15 protein-coding genes are annotated in these 16,376 nt (G+C 32.6%); 9 read left to right on the top strand and 6 right to left on the bottom strand.

Features of this window, described 5'->3' with window-relative positions; all coding sequences use genetic code 11:
* Positions 1 to 82: 82 nt before the first annotated feature.
* Entirely contained in the window at positions 83 to 2,695 is a 2,613-nt protein-coding gene (gene mutS, locus ACTG3Y_RS05495; protein ID WP_439151920.1) for a DNA mismatch repair protein MutS, read from the bottom strand.
* A 110-nt stretch (positions 2,696 to 2,805) separates the two neighbouring features.
* Here mutS and ACTG3Y_RS05490 point away from each other — a divergent pair, with 110 nt between their 5' ends.
* Both ACTG3Y_RS05490 and ACTG3Y_RS05485 read left to right on the top strand, forming a co-directional pair.
* Positions 2,806 to 3,333: an RNA methyltransferase gene (locus tag ACTG3Y_RS05490; protein ID WP_439151919.1), complete on the top strand. Its 528-nt coding sequence runs from the start codon at positions 2,806 to 2,808 to the stop codon at positions 3,331 to 3,333.
* 48 nt (positions 3,334 to 3,381) lie between these two features.
* Entirely contained in the window at positions 3,382 to 4,008 is a 627-nt protein-coding gene (locus ACTG3Y_RS05485; protein ID WP_439151936.1) for a class I SAM-dependent methyltransferase, read from the top strand.
* 21 nt (positions 4,009 to 4,029) lie between these two features.
* Here the strand turns inward: ACTG3Y_RS05485 and folK are convergent, their stop codons facing one another.
* On the bottom strand, positions 4,030 to 5,160 hold the full coding sequence (gene folK / locus ACTG3Y_RS05480; protein ID WP_439151918.1) for a 2-amino-4-hydroxy-6-hydroxymethyldihydropteridine diphosphokinase: 1,131 nt from the start codon (positions 5,158 to 5,160) through the stop codon (positions 4,030 to 4,032).
* Positions 5,161 to 5,231: 71 nt separating this feature from the next.
* Here folK and ACTG3Y_RS05475 point away from each other — a divergent pair, with 71 nt between their 5' ends.
* The 4 genes from ACTG3Y_RS05475 (at position 5,232) to rpsU (ending at position 9,961) form a co-directional block, all read left to right on the top strand.
* Entirely contained in the window at positions 5,232 to 5,936 is a 705-nt protein-coding gene (locus ACTG3Y_RS05475; protein ID WP_439151917.1) for a queuosine precursor transporter, read from the top strand.
* A gap of 92 nt (positions 5,937 to 6,028) precedes the next feature.
* Entirely contained in the window at positions 6,029 to 8,689 is a 2,661-nt protein-coding gene (locus ACTG3Y_RS05470) for an AsmA family protein (protein WP_439151916.1), read from the top strand.
* Between the two features lie 113 nt (positions 8,690 to 8,802).
* On the top strand, positions 8,803 to 9,666 hold the full coding sequence (locus ACTG3Y_RS05465) for a sigma-70 family RNA polymerase sigma factor (protein WP_439151915.1): 864 nt from the start codon (positions 8,803 to 8,805) through the stop codon (positions 9,664 to 9,666).
* A gap of 100 nt (positions 9,667 to 9,766) precedes the next feature.
* Complete coding sequence (gene rpsU / locus ACTG3Y_RS05460) at positions 9,767 to 9,961, top strand: 30S ribosomal protein S21 (RefSeq protein ID WP_185790016.1); 195 nt, start codon at positions 9,767 to 9,769, stop codon at positions 9,959 to 9,961.
* Positions 9,962 to 10,035: 74 nt separating this feature from the next.
* On the opposite strand, the gene ACTG3Y_RS05455 is transcribed toward rpsU, so the two are convergent.
* The gene (locus tag ACTG3Y_RS05455; protein ID WP_439151914.1) at positions 10,036 to 10,287 is read right to left on the bottom strand and encodes a hypothetical protein; all 252 of its coding nucleotides are present in this window, start codon (positions 10,285 to 10,287) and stop codon (positions 10,036 to 10,038) included.
* Positions 10,288 to 10,355: 68 nt separating this feature from the next.
* Positions 10,356 to 11,147 (bottom strand): DUF2797 domain-containing protein, encoded by a 792-nt coding sequence (locus ACTG3Y_RS05450; protein WP_439151913.1) that lies wholly within the window; start codon positions 11,145 to 11,147, stop codon positions 10,356 to 10,358.
* A gap of 53 nt (positions 11,148 to 11,200) precedes the next feature.
* Here ACTG3Y_RS05450 and ACTG3Y_RS05445 point away from each other — a divergent pair, with 53 nt between their 5' ends.
* The 3 genes from ACTG3Y_RS05445 (at position 11,201) to ACTG3Y_RS05435 (ending at position 14,102) form a co-directional block, all read left to right on the top strand.
* The gene (locus ACTG3Y_RS05445; protein ID WP_439151912.1) at positions 11,201 to 12,718 is read left to right on the top strand and encodes a GH3 auxin-responsive promoter family protein; all 1,518 of its coding nucleotides are present in this window, start codon (positions 11,201 to 11,203) and stop codon (positions 12,716 to 12,718) included.
* A gap of 160 nt (positions 12,719 to 12,878) precedes the next feature.
* Positions 12,879 to 13,154 carry a hypothetical protein gene (locus ACTG3Y_RS05440; RefSeq protein WP_439151911.1) on the top strand — a complete coding sequence of 92 codons (276 nt, stop codon included), beginning with the start codon at positions 12,879 to 12,881 and terminating at the stop codon, positions 13,152 to 13,154.
* An 81-nt stretch (positions 13,155 to 13,235) separates the two neighbouring features.
* Positions 13,236 to 14,102: a hypothetical protein gene (locus tag ACTG3Y_RS05435; RefSeq protein ID WP_439151910.1), complete on the top strand. Its 867-nt coding sequence runs from the start codon at positions 13,236 to 13,238 to the stop codon at positions 14,100 to 14,102.
* Positions 14,103 to 14,365: 263 nt separating this feature from the next.
* Here ACTG3Y_RS05435 and clpX read toward each other — a convergent pair whose 3' ends face one another.
* Positions 14,366 to 15,595, bottom strand: a complete 1,230-nt coding sequence (gene clpX, locus ACTG3Y_RS05430; RefSeq protein WP_439151909.1) for an ATP-dependent Clp protease ATP-binding subunit ClpX — start codon at positions 15,593 to 15,595, stop codon at positions 14,366 to 14,368.
* Positions 15,596 to 15,639: 44 nt separating this feature from the next.
* Positions 15,640 to 16,314, bottom strand: coding sequence for an ATP-dependent Clp endopeptidase proteolytic subunit ClpP (gene clpP / locus ACTG3Y_RS05425; protein ID WP_439151908.1), 675 nt, complete (start codon positions 16,312 to 16,314; stop codon positions 15,640 to 15,642).
* Positions 16,315 to 16,376: the final 62 nt, after the last annotated feature.

Below are 16,376 nucleotides of genomic sequence, written 5' to 3'. Positions count from 1 at the left end.
CGATTTCGCTATAAAAGCGGATGCAAATTTAAAATATTTCTTAGAAATGCAAAGGCTTTTTTAAAAATAAATCAATTTTATTTTAAGCCTGTTTTTTCTTTACCAGCATACGCTTTATTTCATTAAGCTTCATTAAAGCTTCAACTGGTGTTAACGTATCAATATCTGTATGTAAAATTTCGTCTTTTATTTCTTCTAACAATGGATCGTCTAGGTTAAAGAAACTTAATTGCATATCATCCCTAAGGGATTTAACCTTATCAGTTAATTCCTCACTAGAATGAGACTTCTCTAACTTTGATAAAATTTTATTTGCACGTCGTATAACTTGCTGAGGCATTCCAGCCATTTTTGCAACGTGTATTCCAAAACTATGCTCACTTCCGCCTTCAACTAATTTACGAACAAATAGAACGTTGTCTTTCAACTCTTTTACCGAAACATTGAAATTCTTAATTCTGCCAAAAGTCTCAGACATTTCATTTAATTCATGATAATGCGTGGCAAAAAGTGTCTTTGGACGTGCAGGATGTTCGTGTAAATATTCACTGATGGCCCAAGCAATAGAAATACCATCATAAGTACTTGTTCCACGACCAATTTCATCTAACAAGACTAAACTACGTTCTGATATATTATTAAGAATTGAAGCTGTTTCATTCATCTCTACCATGAATGTAGATTCTCCCATTGAGATATTATCACTGGCACCAACACGTGTAAATATTTTATCTACAAGTCCAATTTTAGCTTCTCTGGCAGGTACAAAACTACCAATTTGCGCTAGTAAAACGATTAACGCAGTTTGTCTTAATATAGCTGACTTACCCGACATATTAGGCCCTGTTATCATTATGATTTGTTGTGATTCTCTATCGAGATAAACGTCATTTGCAATATATGTTTCACCAATTGGTAATTGTTTTTCAATAACCGGATGACGACCTTCTTTAATCTCTAGGTCACAGCTATCATCAATTTTAGGATAATAGTATTTATTAGACTTTGCCAAAGTTGCAAATCCACAAAGACAATCCAATTGTCCTATCAGTTGCGCATTCTGTTGCACCTTAACAATAAATTGATGCATCCACAGCACTAATTCTGAAAACAGTTGTTGCTCAATAGCTAAAATACGCTCTTCAGCACCAAGTATTTTTGCTTCGTATTCTTTGAGTTCCTCTGTGATATATCGCTCTGCATTGACTAAAGTTTGCTTTCTAATCCACTCTTCCGGAACCTTATCTTTATGGGAATTACGCACCTCTATGTAATACCCAAATACATTGTTTGACGCTATCTTTAAAGAGGTGATTCCTGTACGTTCACTTTCGCGTTGCAACATTCCATCCAAATAATCCTTTCCTGATTTTGATAAACCTCTCAGTTCATCTAATTCCTGAGAAAAACCATTAGCAATTGTATTTCCTTTAAGGACATTAACAGGTGCTTCTTCATTTAAGGTCTCCTTAATCTTTTCTCGAAGCAAATCGCAATTATTAAGATTTTCGCCAATAACTTTTAACGCATCATTGTCACAAGCTTCTGCCATTGATTTTATAGAAACAATAGCTTCTAAAGAATTTTTAAGCTGAATCACTTCTCTCGGACTCACCTTGGTTGTAGCTATTTTAGAAATTAAACGTTCGATATCACCAATGTGTTTAATTTGTCCTTGTATCTTTTGAAGTACGGTTTCTTTATCCAATAAATACTGAACAACTTTGTGTCGCTGTTTTATTTTATCGGCATGTTTTAAAGGCAAGGCAAGCCAACGCTTCAACGTACGACCACCCATTGCAGAAATGGTCTTATCAATAACATTGATAAGTGTAACAGCATTGGCATTGGTAGAGTGATACAGTTCTAAATTTCGGATGGTAAATTTATCCATCCAGACATAATCATCAGTGGCTATGCGAGAAATTGTTGTTATATGCTCTAGCTTATTGTGGCATGTTTCACCTAAGTAATGCAACACCACACCAGAAGCTATAATACCTTCATATAAATCTTCAATCCCAAAGCCCTTTAATGTCTTGGTGTTGAAATGCTTGGTTAATGTTTCATGCGCATAATCCGCCTGAAACACCCAGTCTTCCAAATAAAAGGTGTGAAAATCATTTCCAAAAGTTTCGGTAAATTCTTTTCGGCATTGCTTAGAGATTAAGACTTCACTTGGATTAAAGTTCTGAAGTAATTTATCTACGTATTCAGTATCTCCAAGTGACGTTAAAAACTCACCTGTAGAAATGTCTAAAAAGGAAACGCCAATGTACTTTTTATCAAAATAAACAGCACATAAAAAATTATTAGATTTTGAATGTAATATATCATCATTGAATGCTACACCAGGCGTAACTAATTCAGTAACTCCCCGTTTTACAATCTTCTTAGTTTGCTTTGGGTCTTCTAACTGATCGCAAATAGCCACACGCTCACCAGCTCTCACCAATTTTGGCAAATACGTATTTAATGAATGGTGTGGAAAACCCGCCAGTTCAGTTTCGCTTTCACTACCAGCACCGCGTTTGGTGAGTATTATATCTAAAATCTTTGAAGCTTTTACAGCATCACTACCAAAGGTTTCATAGAAATCACCAACTCTAAACAACAACAATGCATCAGGATATTTAATCTTGATGGCATTATATTGCTTCATCAGTGGTGTTTCTTTTTTTGCCTTTTTAGCCAAGAGATTTATGTATTTTTGTTAAAACTATAAGGATGCTAATTTAGCCAAATACCACTGTTTTATAAAAGAAAAATAAATTAAGTTATCTACAAAAAGACCGAGATTTCAACATGCGAAAGCTAAAAAACGAAGAATTAGAACGATTAGACATTTCAGAATTTAAAGAAGCTGAAAAGTCACCCATTATAATAATTCTTGATAATATTAGAAGTTTAAACAACATTGGCTCAGTCTTTAGAACGAGTGACGCCTTCTTGATTGAAAAGATTTACCTCTGTGGTATTACGGCACAACCACCACATAACGATATCCGTAAAACTGCTCTTGGCAGTACAAAAACTGTGGATTGGGAATACTATGAAAACACATTGGACGTCATTGACAATTTGAAATCTAAAGACGTGCAAATCTGCTCGATTGAGCAAGCCGAAAATGCAACGATGCTCAATAATTTTAAACCTCAACCTGATACTAAATATGCTTTTGTGTTTGGCAATGAAGTAAAAGGTGTTGCCCAAGATGTTGTTGATGCGAGTGATGTTATTATTGAAATTCCACAATATGGCACTAAGCATTCGTTGAATATTTCGGTGAGTTGTGGTGTTGTTGTTTGGGATGTGTTCTCTAAACTTCAATAAAATACTAAAGTGAAAAAAACCAATACACCTTGGCCAACTAAAGCTGTAATGCAACAGATTTACAAGAATCATCTTTGGGGAGGAAACGAGTTTGATTTTTATTCTGGCGAAGGCTCTCACAATTCTAGAATTGTGAATTCTTATACAAAAGTGGTAGCTGACTTCTTAAAATCACACAATAGTTCTTTAACGGTTTGTGATTTAGGTTGTGGTGACTTTAATATTGGTAAACATTTAACTTCTTTTACTAAAAAGTATATTGCCGTAGATATTGTAGAAGATCTTGTTGAAAGAAACAGATCAAAATTCAAAGCTGATAATTTAGAATTTCAGTGTTCCGATATTTCAAAAGATGAGCTTCCTAAAGCAGATTGCATTATTTTAAGACAGGTACTACAGCATTTGTCGAATACTGAAATAAAACGTATTGTCGATAAGCTTTCAAATTATAAATACATTATTCTTACTGAGCATCTTCCTGAGGGTGACTTTACACCAAATAAAGATAAAATTGCAAGTCAGGGAATTCGTCTAAAACAAAATAGTGGAGTTGATTTATTAGCTGAGCCATTTAATTTAGCCATTGATAAAGTTAATGTACTAAACGAATTTGTTTTGGATAATGAAAAAGGGAGAATTACTACTTTACTTTATGCGAATACTATGAGATCCTGAAACAAGTTCAAGAATGACAAATTACTTATCATTTATCTCATTCAATAACCACAAATAATCTTCACGGTTCTTTACAAAATCACGATCTGAAATATCAATGATTTTGAGATTTAATTCGGTTTGATTTCTTAAGAAACTTAGATAACCTGAGTTTATTTTTTCGAGATAGTCATCTTGAATTTCCTTCTCGTACTTACGCCCGCGTTTTTTAATATTCGCTTGCAATCGTTCTGTATTCTGATATAGATAGACATATAGATCTGGTCTGGCAATATCTTTATATACTTGATAAAACAATTTTCGGTACAATCTAAACTCATCCTCTGGTAAAGTAACCTTAGAGAATATGAGCGATTTATGCACATCGTAATCACTGACCATAAAATCCTTAAATAAGTCTAGTTGTGATAAATCGTCACTTATTTGCTGATAACGATCAGCTAAAAAAGACATTTCCAAGGTAAAGGCATAGCGTTCTGGCTCCTTATAAAACTTTGGTAAAAATGGATTATCTGCAAAACGTTCTAAAATTAATTTTGCGTTAAAATCATTCGAAATCTTAGTCACTAAACTCGTTTTCCCTGCACCAATATTCCCTTCTATGGCTATAAAATTATAGTCACTGAAGCCATAAATCCTTTTAGGATTTTTTAGCCATATTTTAATCGGTTCAATTTCAGAATCGTCATTACATTCCTCAAACAAATCCGATACTGTTTTATTTAGTTTTGGATGTTCAATATCTTTGGCTATATCATATAACGGCCTTAATACAAATTTGCGTTTGTGCATTTCAGGGTGAGGAATAACAATATCCTTTTCGTCAATAATCTCACCCTCGTAAAACAAAATATCTAAATCGATTTCACGCGACTCATATCTCTTAGATGTTGATTTCTTTCGACCTAAAGTCTTCTCAATAATCTGAAGTTGGCTCATCAACTTCTTTGGTTTAAAATCTGTTTCAACTTTAATACATGCGTTAAGAAAATCATCACCATCAAATCCTAAAGCTGGCGTCTCGTATACTTTTGAAATCTTTTGTATAGTGCCTATTTTAGCAAAAATTAGATCAATAGCAGACTGCAAATTTTGCAATTTGTTGCCTTTATTACTTCCTAGAGCGATGTATACTTTTTTTGCCTTTGTCATTGAAAGCTCAAAATAACTAAAACAATTTTTAATAGATTATCTTTACCTAAACAATTTATCGACAAATTTAAATGCAACTAAAAGACAAGCTTTTAGCACAGCGTATCTATCTGTTTTTAGGTGCGCTTTTTATAACCTCACTTGTAGTTTCAAACTTAATTTTTCAGAAGTTTTTTTATTGGTACCCTGTAGATATCGAAATTTTTGGGAGTAACCTTTTCGAAATTTCTGTTGGTATTTTACCCTATCCTATCACCTTTTTAATTACAGATTTAATTAGTGAGATTTATGGCAGAAAACGTGCAAACGATGTTGTTCTAGCTGGTATTTTTGCCTCCTTGTTTTCTGTAGCTATTATATTAGTTGCCGATGCTGTGCCGGCTTTAGACAATTCACCCTTATCTGATGAAACTTTTAAATTTGTCTTTAGTAAAACTATCATTGCAGTAGGCTCTAGCATGTTTGCCTATTTATTTGCACAATTTATTGATATTAAAATTTATCATTTTTGGAAAAACTTAACTCAAGGAAAACATCTGTGGCTACGAAATAATTTCTCTACTTGGGTTTCTCAGTTTATAGATACCTTATCAATAATTAGCCTTTTATGTTATTTTGAAGTTTTACCTTGGTCTAGCTTTAAAGGCCTTTTAATAAGTGGATTGCTTTTTAAAGTTTTAGTTGCCTTTTTTGACACACCTTTTCTTTATCTTGGTGTGTATCTATTTAGAAGACGTTTTAAGCTAAAAGTAAATGAGGAATTAAATTTATTGTAAGGGTACTAAAAACACTAAAATCTTCTTAAACTTTATACATAAAGCAACTATTCTAAAGAATTTTGCGTAATTATAATATAATCTACAACTATATGAAGAAAATTTTCAAAATAGTTGGTGTCATCGTACTCCTTTTTATTGTCATACTTATTGCAATACCTTTTGTTTTAGAATCTAAAATAGACACCATAGTACAGAATTATGCCGATGAAAATTTAGATGCTGACTTAAGCTTTGATGATATTAGCTTAAGCCTTATTAGTAGTTTCCCTAAAGCTGAAGTTAGTGTAGTAAACCTAAAAATATCAAATAGGGCACCTTTTAAAGATGAAACTTTAGCAACAGCTAAGGCTATATCTTTTGAAATGGCTATAGGTCAATTATTAAATAGTGCTCAAGAGCCTTTAGCGGTGAATGAAATTATTGCTGATGAATTGCTTTTAACTTTAAAAACAAATAAAAACGGTTCCGTAAATTATGATATTGTAAAAGAAAAAAACTCAAACTCAACACCAACAGATACTACTGTAAGTGAATTTAGTTTTGACATAGAACATTACGAGCTAAATAATAGTGCTTTTACCTACATTGATGAAGCATCTAATACAACATTTTATGCCACTGAAATTAATCATTTTGGAAATGGGATTTTCTCTGGTGAACGTTCTGAGTTAGTTACAGAAACCGAAGCTAAAATCAGCTTAAGTATCGATAGTACATCCTATTTAATAAATAATAGTATAAAACTAAATGCGCTCATTGATCTCGATTTAGAACAGAACAAATACACGTTTAAAGAAAATAAAGGCTTTATAAATGCGTTGCCGTTAGAGTTTAACGGTTATGTGCAGATGGTAGAAAATGGTCAACAATTAGATATCACTTTTAAAAATCCTGAATCTACATTTAAAGACTTTTTAGCCGTTATTCCTCAAACCTATGCTAAAAATATTGAAGACGTAGAAACCACTGGTAATTTCACGGTAGAAGGCAAAATTAAAGGTCTAGTTTCTGAAGAAACGATTCCTATGCTTGACATTACTATGCGATCAGACAATGCGTCATTTAAATATCCTGATTTACCAAAGCGTGTTGATAATATTAAAATTGATGCTTCAATAAAAAACACAACAGGAAAAGCAGATGATACTTATTTGGACATAAATACACTAGATTTTAAAATAGATGAAGATATCTTTAAGTCTGAAGCCCATATAAGGAACTTAACTGGTAATATGTTGGTTAATGCCAACTTAGATGGCGTACTGAACCTAGCTAACATAACTAAAGCCTATCCTATTGAATTAGAAAATCAACTCAGTGGTATTCTAAAAGGAAAATTGAATACTAATTTTGACATGAATGCCATTGAAACTAATGCGTATCAACGCATTAAAAATAATGGTAGTGTTTCAATTTTGGACTTTATCTTTTCATCGGAAGATATTGTTAATCCAATTCAAATTAGTAATGCAGATCTGACATTTCAGCCAGGTGTTGTCAACTTAAATAGTTTTAGAGCAATTACGGGGAAAAGCGATCTCTACGCAACTGGTAGAATAAACAATTTACTAGGCTTTTTATTAAGTGATAAAAAATTACAGGGAGATTTTAAAGTAACGTCAGACAATTTTGTATTTTCCGATTTTATGGTTCAAGATGAGTCGTTTAGAGAATCTTCAAACAAGACCACATCAGACACTGAATCTTTAAAAATTCCTAATTTTATGGATTGCGTAATTTATGCCAATGCGCAAAATGTAGTGTATGATAATTTAAACTTAAAAAACGTTAGCGGAAAGCTTCGTATTAAAAATCAAAATGCAAATTTAAGTGAAATGACCACAGACTTGTTTGGTGGTAAATTAGGAATTAATGGTAATGTTTCTACAAAGGAAGCTAAACCTAAATTCGATATGCAATTGGCCATGAAACAGTTTAATATTTCCCAGTCTTTTAAAGATTTAGAAATGCTTAAAGGGCTGGCACCTATAGCTAAGGTTATTCAAGGTAAATTAAATTCAACTATAGATGTAAGTGGTTTACTAGATGAAAATTTCTCACCAGACTTAAGCACTATATCAGGTAATGCCATTGCAGAAATCTTGACGTCTAATATTGATGTTTCAAAAAGTCCATTACTTTCTAGTTTAGATAGTAAGTTAAATTTTATTGATTTCGATCAACTTGAAAAAGACATTACCACTAAGTTGAGTTTTGAAAACGGACAGGTTTCAGTGAAACCGTTCACTATAAGTTATAAAGATGTCCCAATAGAAGTTTCAGGATCGCATGGTTTTAATAAAAGTATGAGTTACAATGCTACGCTTATAGTACCTGCAAAATATTTAGGTAGTGAAGTGAATAGGTTAATTGGACAAATCAATGACCCTAGAGTTAACAAAATGACTATACCTGTAACGGCAAATATTAGCGGTACTTTTTCTAGCCCTAATATTACCACCGATTTAACAAGTGGTATTTCAAATTTAACTAATCAGCTGGTTGAGATTCAGAAACAAAAACTAATTGGCAAAGGGAAAGACAAATTAAATGAGCTTTTAGGCGGTGCTTTGGGTGGAAATTCTAATACTACTAAAACCGATTCTACGACTACAAAAACTGATAGCACAAAAACAAGCACTACTGAAGATAAAGTTAAAGAAGGTGTGAAGGACGTTCTAGGTAATATTTTTGGAAATAAGAAAAATAAAAATAACAACAAAGTTCAAGATTCAACCAAAAGTGACTGATTTTTACGTAAAAGCCACATATTTCTCCCAATTTTTGTTAATTATTGGTCTTTTTTTTTGGATATATGGAATATTAAGTTATGTTGTGGGTTGACGAATTTTAAATTATATACATGAGGCAATTAAAAATCACCAAGCAGGTAACCAACAGAGAAGACAAATCTTTAGACAAGTATTTACAAGACATAAGTAAAATTCCTTTGATTACTGCAGATGAAGAAGTAGAATTAGCGCAACGAATTAAGAAAGGTGATCAAGAAGCTTTAGACAAATTAACAACTGCTAACTTAAGGTTTGTTGTTTCCGTGGCAAAACAATACCAAAATCAAGGTTTAAAACTTCCGGATTTAATAAATGAAGGAAATGCAGGATTGGTTAAAGCAGCAAAACGATTTGATGAAACCAGAGGATTTAAATTTATTTCTTATGCTGTATGGTGGATAAGACAAGCTATTCTACAAGCATTGGCGGAGCAATCTCGTATTGTACGCTTACCACTTAATAAAATTGGTACTATAAATAAGATAAACAAAACGTTTTCTCATTTAGAGCAAATTCACCAAAGACCTCCTAATGCTGAAGAAATTGCAAGAGAGTTAGATATAAGTGTTAGAGAAGTAAAGCAATCAATGAAGAATTCTGGTCGTCATTTATCAATGGATGCACCATTAAAAGACGGAGAAAACTTTAGCTTATATGATGTTGTAAGTGAAAGTGAATCGCCAAGACCAGATAAAAGTTTAATGAAAGCGTCATTAAATACTGAAATTAATCGTGCATTAGAAACCTTAACACAAAAGGAAAGTGATGTAATACGTTTGAATTTTGGGATTGGAGATCAACCACCTATGACCTTAGAAGAAATAGGTAGTATTTATGACTTAACACGTGAACGTGTAAGACAAATAAGAGAAAAAGGAATCAGAAGATTACGTCACGCAAGTAAGAGTAAAATTCTAAAGACTTATTTGGGTTAAAAAAACTGATTTAAATATTACATTTATTTTTTATTTTCAAATAGTTGGCATATATTTGCCGACCATTTGCAAGAATTAGATAACAAAAAAATATCGATAGATGATTAAAATCGAAATAAAAGAAGGAGAAAATATAGAACGTGCTCTTAAACGTTATAAGCGTAAACACAGAAATGTACAGATTATGCAAAACCTAAGGGAATCTCGTTATTTCACTAAGCCATCTGTTAAGAGAAGAAGAGAAATCCAAAAGGCTCAATATATTCAGGGCTTAAGAGATCAAGAAAATATATAGGTAATTAATTAAAATTATCTAACAAAAAAAGAGCAACCAATGGGTTGCTCTTTTTTTGTGCAAATAAATTTGCTCTACCTGAATTTTTCTTTTTCAATTGGAATTTCAAGGGGTTCTATTGGTCTGTCTTCGTAAAAATGCTCGAAGGTCTTATCTGTTGTATAATTATCTCTTAATACTTCGTATACCATGATTACAACGAACACTTGGCCAATAACAGTTAAATAAAACACCCAATTAAACGGAAAGTTTAAAGAGCACATTATGGTAATAGTTACCAGTAAGACTGTGGTAATTGCGATATAAACAAATGGTGATATTTTCACTTTCTTTTTTTGTTTAAAAATAATTAATTTTTATTAAACAAAATAAACTTTAACGCTATCCTAACAATCTACATAGCTATTTCAACCACCAACCCTTCATTAGCTCTAATATTGAATACAGTATTATCTTCAAAAATTAAATACTGTCCTTTAATACCAACCAGCTTACCTTGATACTTAATGGATTTATTAAGATTTAGACTCTTCGGTTTTTCAGGATACTGTTCTACAGGAAAATGGAGGTGTGTTTCAGAATTATTGTCAATAAAATAATCCTTTGCTTCTTCTGGAATATAGTTTTTTAGTTTACTGCGCCACTCTGTTAAATCTTCATCCTTTACATCATTCTTTAGCATATTACGCCAATTGGTTTTATCAGCGACATAATCTTTTAATGCTACTTCGGTAATACCAGCCAAATAGCGGTTAGGTACTTCTACAATTTCAATGGCTTCATGTGCGCCTTGATCTATCCAGCGTGTTGGCACCTGACTTTTTCTGGTAACACCAACCTTTACGTTGCTAGAGTTAGCTAAATAGACAATATGCGGCTGCAGTTGCACATTCTTTTCGTATTCTAAGTCTCTATCCTCTTTTCCCAAGTGTGCAGTACTTAATTCTGGGCGCATTATCCAATCACCGGCCATGGGCTTGTCAAAAAAGCACGTTCTGCAAAAGCCTTGTCTGTAAATTGGTCTATCTAGACCACAGCCTAAACATTGATGCTCAATAAGTTTGATACTTACAGTTTTATTAATTAACTGATTTACATTAATGAAGTCATTATTAAATACCAAATAGTACTGAATTGGTTCTAAAAATTCAGTTTGCATTTTAGTTAGGACACCTGTGTAAACCATAAAAGAATTTTAGTATTTTTAGCATTAATTAGTAGCGTAAAGATAGCCAATCCATGCCAATTCGTATTGTAAATTCTATTGCTTCTTGGTTTTTAAAAAAACGATTCCATCAAATCGAATTATTTTTAAAATACCCAAATGAAGTACAAAACGAATTGCTTTTTAGTATATTAAAATTAGCCAGGGATACTGAGGTTGGTAAAAAATATGATTTTGCATCAATTAGAACATATAAAGATTTTAGCCAAAGAATTCCTATTGTTACTTATGAAGATATCCAATCTCAAATAGAGCGTTCGCGCAGTGGAGAACAGAATATATTTTGGCCAAGACCCATTAAATGGTTCGCTAAATCTAGCGGAACAACCAATGCAAAAAGCAAATTCATTCCTGTGAGTACCGACTCTCTAGAAGATTGTCACTATGCCGCTAGCAAGGATTTGTTGTGTATGTACCTTAACAATAATGAAAACGCACAGTTATTTACAGGTAAAAGCTTACGGTTAGGTGGTAGTAAAGAACTTTATAAAGAAAACGGAACTGTTTTTGGTGATCTAAGTGCCATACTTATTGACAACATGCCTTTTTGGGCAGAATTTAGTAGTACACCAAGTAGCAGAGTGTCTTTAATGAGTGAGTGGGAGACTAAAATGGCTGCTATTGTAGATGAGACAACAAAAGAAAATGTCACTAGTCTGGCTGGAGTACCTTCTTGGATGTTAGTGCTGTTAAATAATATCCTAGAAAAAACCGGTAAGGATAATATTTTTGAAATATGGCCGAATCTCGAAGTTTACTTTCATGGTGGTGTTAGTTTTAACCCTTATATAGATCAGTATCGAGCAATTCTATCAAAAAAACAATTTAAGTATTACGAGATATATAATGCGTCAGAAGGTTTCTTTGCTATACAAGATCAAAATTACTCTGGAGATTTATTACTAATGTTAGACTATGGTATTTTCTACGAATTTATCCCTATGGATACTTACGGAACGAGTGAGCAGAAAGTAATACCATTAAGCGATGTAGAACTAAACAAAAATTATGCCCTTATAATTACAACAAATGCCGGACTTTGGAGATATAAAATAGGAGACACAATACGATTTGTTAGTTTAAGTCCTCACCGTATCAAAGTAACAGGAAGAACCAAACACCACATAAATGCCTTTGGTGAAGAATTAATCATTGAAAATGCTGAAGATGCGTTAAAGAAAGTTTGTAAACGTACCGCATCTGAAATCGTAGATTACACAGCTGCGCCTATTTTTATGCAAGGCAAGGGAAAAGGTGCTCATGAATGGATCATAGAGTTTAAAACTCCACCAGAAAATATGTCTTATTTTGAAGAATTATTTGACAATGCCTTAAAAGCTTTGAACTCAGATTATGAAGCTAAACGTTATAATAATATGACATTGAATAAACCTAAAATTCATAGTGCAAGACCTCATTTATTTTATGATTGGTTCAAAGAAAATGATAAGCTTGGAGGTCAACACAAAGTGCCTCGTTTATCCAATTCCAGAGAATACATAGATGAATTACTTCGCTTAAATAAGGTATAATTTCATCGAATAAATCAACAATTTCTTCTTACTAAACGGAGAAATACCCGTTCATATCTAAAAAAATATCCAATTCTGAGCATAGATATCTTTAGGTAGCAATTTGCTATTGCTATTGCTATTGCTATTGCTATTGCTATTAATCCATTATCCCTACGTTATGAAATCTACTACGCATGTGCTATTCTCGGCACTAATGTTTTGCTCCCTACTTTTTACTGGCTCAACAAAACACAAAAACAATCCAAAAATCGATGACTTAAATAAAAGTGGATATGCTTTTACTGTTAATGTCGCAAAAATTAACTCGAAGTATTCTGAAATCGCAAGTGCTGTCTTTAGAAATAGGCTTGTCATTGTCTCTTCTAAAAAAATCGGTGGCCTAGGCAACGGCATAGACAAACATACCAATGAGCCTTATACAGATTTATTCTGAGCAGGCTTCAAAGCTTATGGAAAACTTTCTCAACCCATTTTATTTAGTAGAATACTAAATACTAAAGCCAATGAAGGTAAAGTGGCATTTTCACCAGATGAGCATACCATTTATTATACTCGTCGCCAAAGAGACCAAGCCAACTATAAATTGTATATGGCACATTTAGAAAAAGACTCCTATGGTAAATGGATAAATAAAATTGAATTAGCGATTAGCAATGATGATTATTCTGTTGAAAATCCTCACGTTTCTGCTGATGGTCAATATTTATACTTTTCATCTGACATGAAAGACGGTTTTGGTGGTTTTGATATTTACAAGGCTAAAATATATACAGATGGCAGTCTTGGACAACCTATTAACCTTGGAGCATCAATCAATACTCCAAAAAACGAAAAATATCCGCACATATCGAAAGATAAGAAAGAATTTTATTTCTCTTCTACTGGTCACAATAGTATAGGTGGCTACGATATTTTTATATCAAATACTTATAATGATGAGTACTCTAAGCCAAGAAACTTAGGCTTATCTATAAATTCTAAACATGATGAAATTGCGTTTTTATTAATTGACGATAAAACTGGAGTATTTTCTTCAAATAAGAGTAGTGAAACTAATAGCTACAATTTATTTCATTTTAAATCTGAAATTATCTATCAGGATTTAGAAGGTGTTGTTACAGATGAAGATGGCAAAATTTTACCAAATTCAACGGTATTATTGTTAGACAATTTAGGCAATGAAATTGAGCGCCAAACTATAGGTGATGATGCTTCATATAGTTTTAGAATAAAGGCATTTAAAAACTATCAATTAAAAGTATTAAAAGATGGATTTAATGATTATGTTTTGCAATTTAAATCTGAAGAAGCAAATACTGATATGGCATTTAAAGCCATTTTAAAATTATCTTCTAAAATCAGCTATAGTAAGAGACGATAAAAAACCTTTTAACGAAAAAAATGACATACCTTATTTGTTTAACGAGAATAAAAGCGGCTTTAACCAAAAAACAGATAGAATTAGATTTACTTTAAAATAAGCTTATAAATTAGTAGTAAATAAATATGCTAAACAAAACAAAATATCCCTTATTATATATAAAAATATTGCAAGCAATATTATATTAATCAATCCCTAACTAATAAAAAACCACAATCTCAAATATTGAAATTGTGGTTTTGTTTTATAATCTTATTTTATATTTAAGACACTGCTTTGAGTTTTTTCAAAGTAGATTTACTTAACCTATTCTCAGCGTAAGCTTTAGTAACATTAAGTTTTGTTTCACCAGAGCCAGGCATATCAAACATCGCTTCTGTTAAGATCTCTTCACAAAGCGAGCGTAAACCACGCGCACCAAGTTTATATTCAATAGCTTTTTCTACAATATAATTTAGCGCACCATCGGTGATACTGAAATTTACTTCATCCATAGCAAACAGTTTCTTGTACTGTTTTATAATAGCATTTTTCGGCTCAGTTAAGATAGCTCGTAACGTATTTGCATCTAACGGATCCATATGGGTTAGCACAGGCAAACGACCAATAATTTCTGGGATAAGTCCAAAGTCTTTTAAATCCTTTGGGATAATGTATTGTAAAATGTTATCATCATCTACATTATCATCTTTTACAGAACTATATCCAATAGCTTGCATATTTAATCGCTTAGTAATAACGCGCTCTATACCATCAAAAGCTCCACCAGCAATAAACAAAATATGCTCTGTATTAACTTCTATAAATTTTTGATCTGGATGCTTTCTACCTCCCTTAGGTGGTACATTAACAACAGTGCCTTCCAAAAGCTTTAACAATGCTTGTTGCACACCTTCACCCGAAACATCTCTGGTAATTGATGGGTTATCACTTTTACGCGCTATTTTATCTATCTCATCAATAAATACAATACCACGTTGCGCTTTTTCTAAATTATAATCTGCAGCCTGCAATAGTCGAGTTAGTATACTTTCTACATCTTCACCTACATATCCTGCTTCTGTAAGCACTGTTGCATCAACAATAGCCAAGGGCACATTTAGCATTCTTGCTATAGTCTTAGCCATTAAAGTTTTACCAGTACCAGTTTGCCCAACCATAATGATATTACTTTTTTGTATCTCAATATCATCATCAGATGGTGGCTGTAGTAAACGCTTATAGTGATTGTAAACCGCTACAGACATCACACGCTTTGTGTACTCTTGTCCTATTATATATTCGTCTAAGAAGGCTTTAATCTCCTTAGGCATTCTCAGCATTAATTCGGCACTAAGCTCTGTATTACCACTTTGCTTAGATTCTTCTATTACAATACCATGTGCTTGCTCAATACAACGATCACAAATATGCGCATCTAATCCTGCAATAAGCAAATTAGTTTCTGGCTTTTTCCTTCCACAAAAGGAACATTCTAATTCTTCTTTTGCCATAATTTTAATTCTAGTTAGTAATGGTTAGTCGAACGTTTTTTTAATTACTTGCGTTCTAAAACCTCATCAATCATTCCGTAATCTAATGCTTCACTGGATCTCATCCAGTAATCTCTATCTGAATCTTTTTCAACTTGCTCATAAGACTTACCTGAATGACTAGATATTATATTGTAAAGTTCTTCTTTAACCTTAATCGTTTCACGTACTGCAATTTCCATATCAGACACTTGCCCTTGTGTACCACTCATTGGTTGGTGAATCATTACACGTGAATGTTTTAACGCAGATCGTTTTCCTTTTTCACCCGCACATAATAATACAGCTGCCATGGATGCTGCTATACCCGTACAAATGGTAGCTACATCTGGTTTTATGAATTGCATGGTATCATAGATACCTAAACCAGCATATACACTACCACCTGGTGAATTGATATAAATCTGTACATCTTTTGAAGCATCAACGCTTTGTAAGAATAATAATTGTGCTTGTATAATATTCGCTACCTGATCGTTAACACCAGTTCCTAAAAAAATGATGCGATCCATCATTAAACGCGAAAACACATCCATTGCTACCGCATTCATTTGGCGTTCCTCAATAATATTTGGTGTAAGATTTGTAGGATACATACTTGTAATAATCTTATCGTAATGCATGCTACTAACACCTTGATCTTTAGTTGCGAACTTTTCAAATTCTTTTCCGTAGTTCATATATTTCTTATTTGTTTTTTGATTAAAAAAAAAGCGTAAAACCTATCAGTTCTACGCCTTAA

It is taken from the genome of Winogradskyella sp. (assembly GCF_965656915.1).
In the GTDB taxonomy this organism is placed as follows: domain Bacteria; phylum Bacteroidota; class Bacteroidia; order Flavobacteriales; family Flavobacteriaceae; genus Winogradskyella.
The sequence above is the reverse complement of the archived record's forward strand: the minus strand, read 5'-3'. Positions and strand labels throughout refer to the sequence as shown.

Coding starts and splice junctions, on each gene's coding strand:
- ACTG3Y_RS05490 (WP_439151919.1), top strand. CDS start 2,806: ATGCGAAAGCTAAAAAACGAAGAATTAGAACGATTAGACATTTCAGAA.
- ACTG3Y_RS05485 (WP_439151936.1), top strand. CDS start 3,382: ATGCAACAGATTTACAAGAATCATCTTTGGGGAGGAAACGAGTTTGAT.
- folK (WP_439151918.1), bottom strand. CDS start 5,160: ATGACAAAGGCAAAAAAAGTATACATCGCTCTAGGAAGTAATAAAGGC.
- ACTG3Y_RS05475 (WP_439151917.1), top strand. CDS start 5,232: ATGCAACTAAAAGACAAGCTTTTAGCACAGCGTATCTATCTGTTTTTA.
- ACTG3Y_RS05470 (WP_439151916.1), top strand. CDS start 6,029: ATGAAGAAAATTTTCAAAATAGTTGGTGTCATCGTACTCCTTTTTATT.
- ACTG3Y_RS05465 (WP_439151915.1), top strand. CDS start 8,803: ATGAGGCAATTAAAAATCACCAAGCAGGTAACCAACAGAGAAGACAAA.
- rpsU (WP_185790016.1), top strand. CDS start 9,767: ATGATTAAAATCGAAATAAAAGAAGGAGAAAATATAGAACGTGCTCTT.
- ACTG3Y_RS05450 (WP_439151913.1), bottom strand. CDS start 11,147: ATGGTTTACACAGGTGTCCTAACTAAAATGCAAACTGAATTTTTAGAA.
- ACTG3Y_RS05445 (WP_439151912.1), top strand. CDS start 11,201: ATGCCAATTCGTATTGTAAATTCTATTGCTTCTTGGTTTTTAAAAAAA.
- ACTG3Y_RS05440 (WP_439151911.1), top strand. CDS start 12,879: ATGAAATCTACTACGCATGTGCTATTCTCGGCACTAATGTTTTGCTCC.
- clpX (WP_439151909.1), bottom strand. CDS start 15,595: ATGGCAAAAGAAGAATTAGAATGTTCCTTTTGTGGAAGGAAAAAGCCA.
- clpP (WP_439151908.1), bottom strand. CDS start 16,314: ATGAACTACGGAAAAGAATTTGAAAAGTTCGCAACTAAAGATCAAGGT.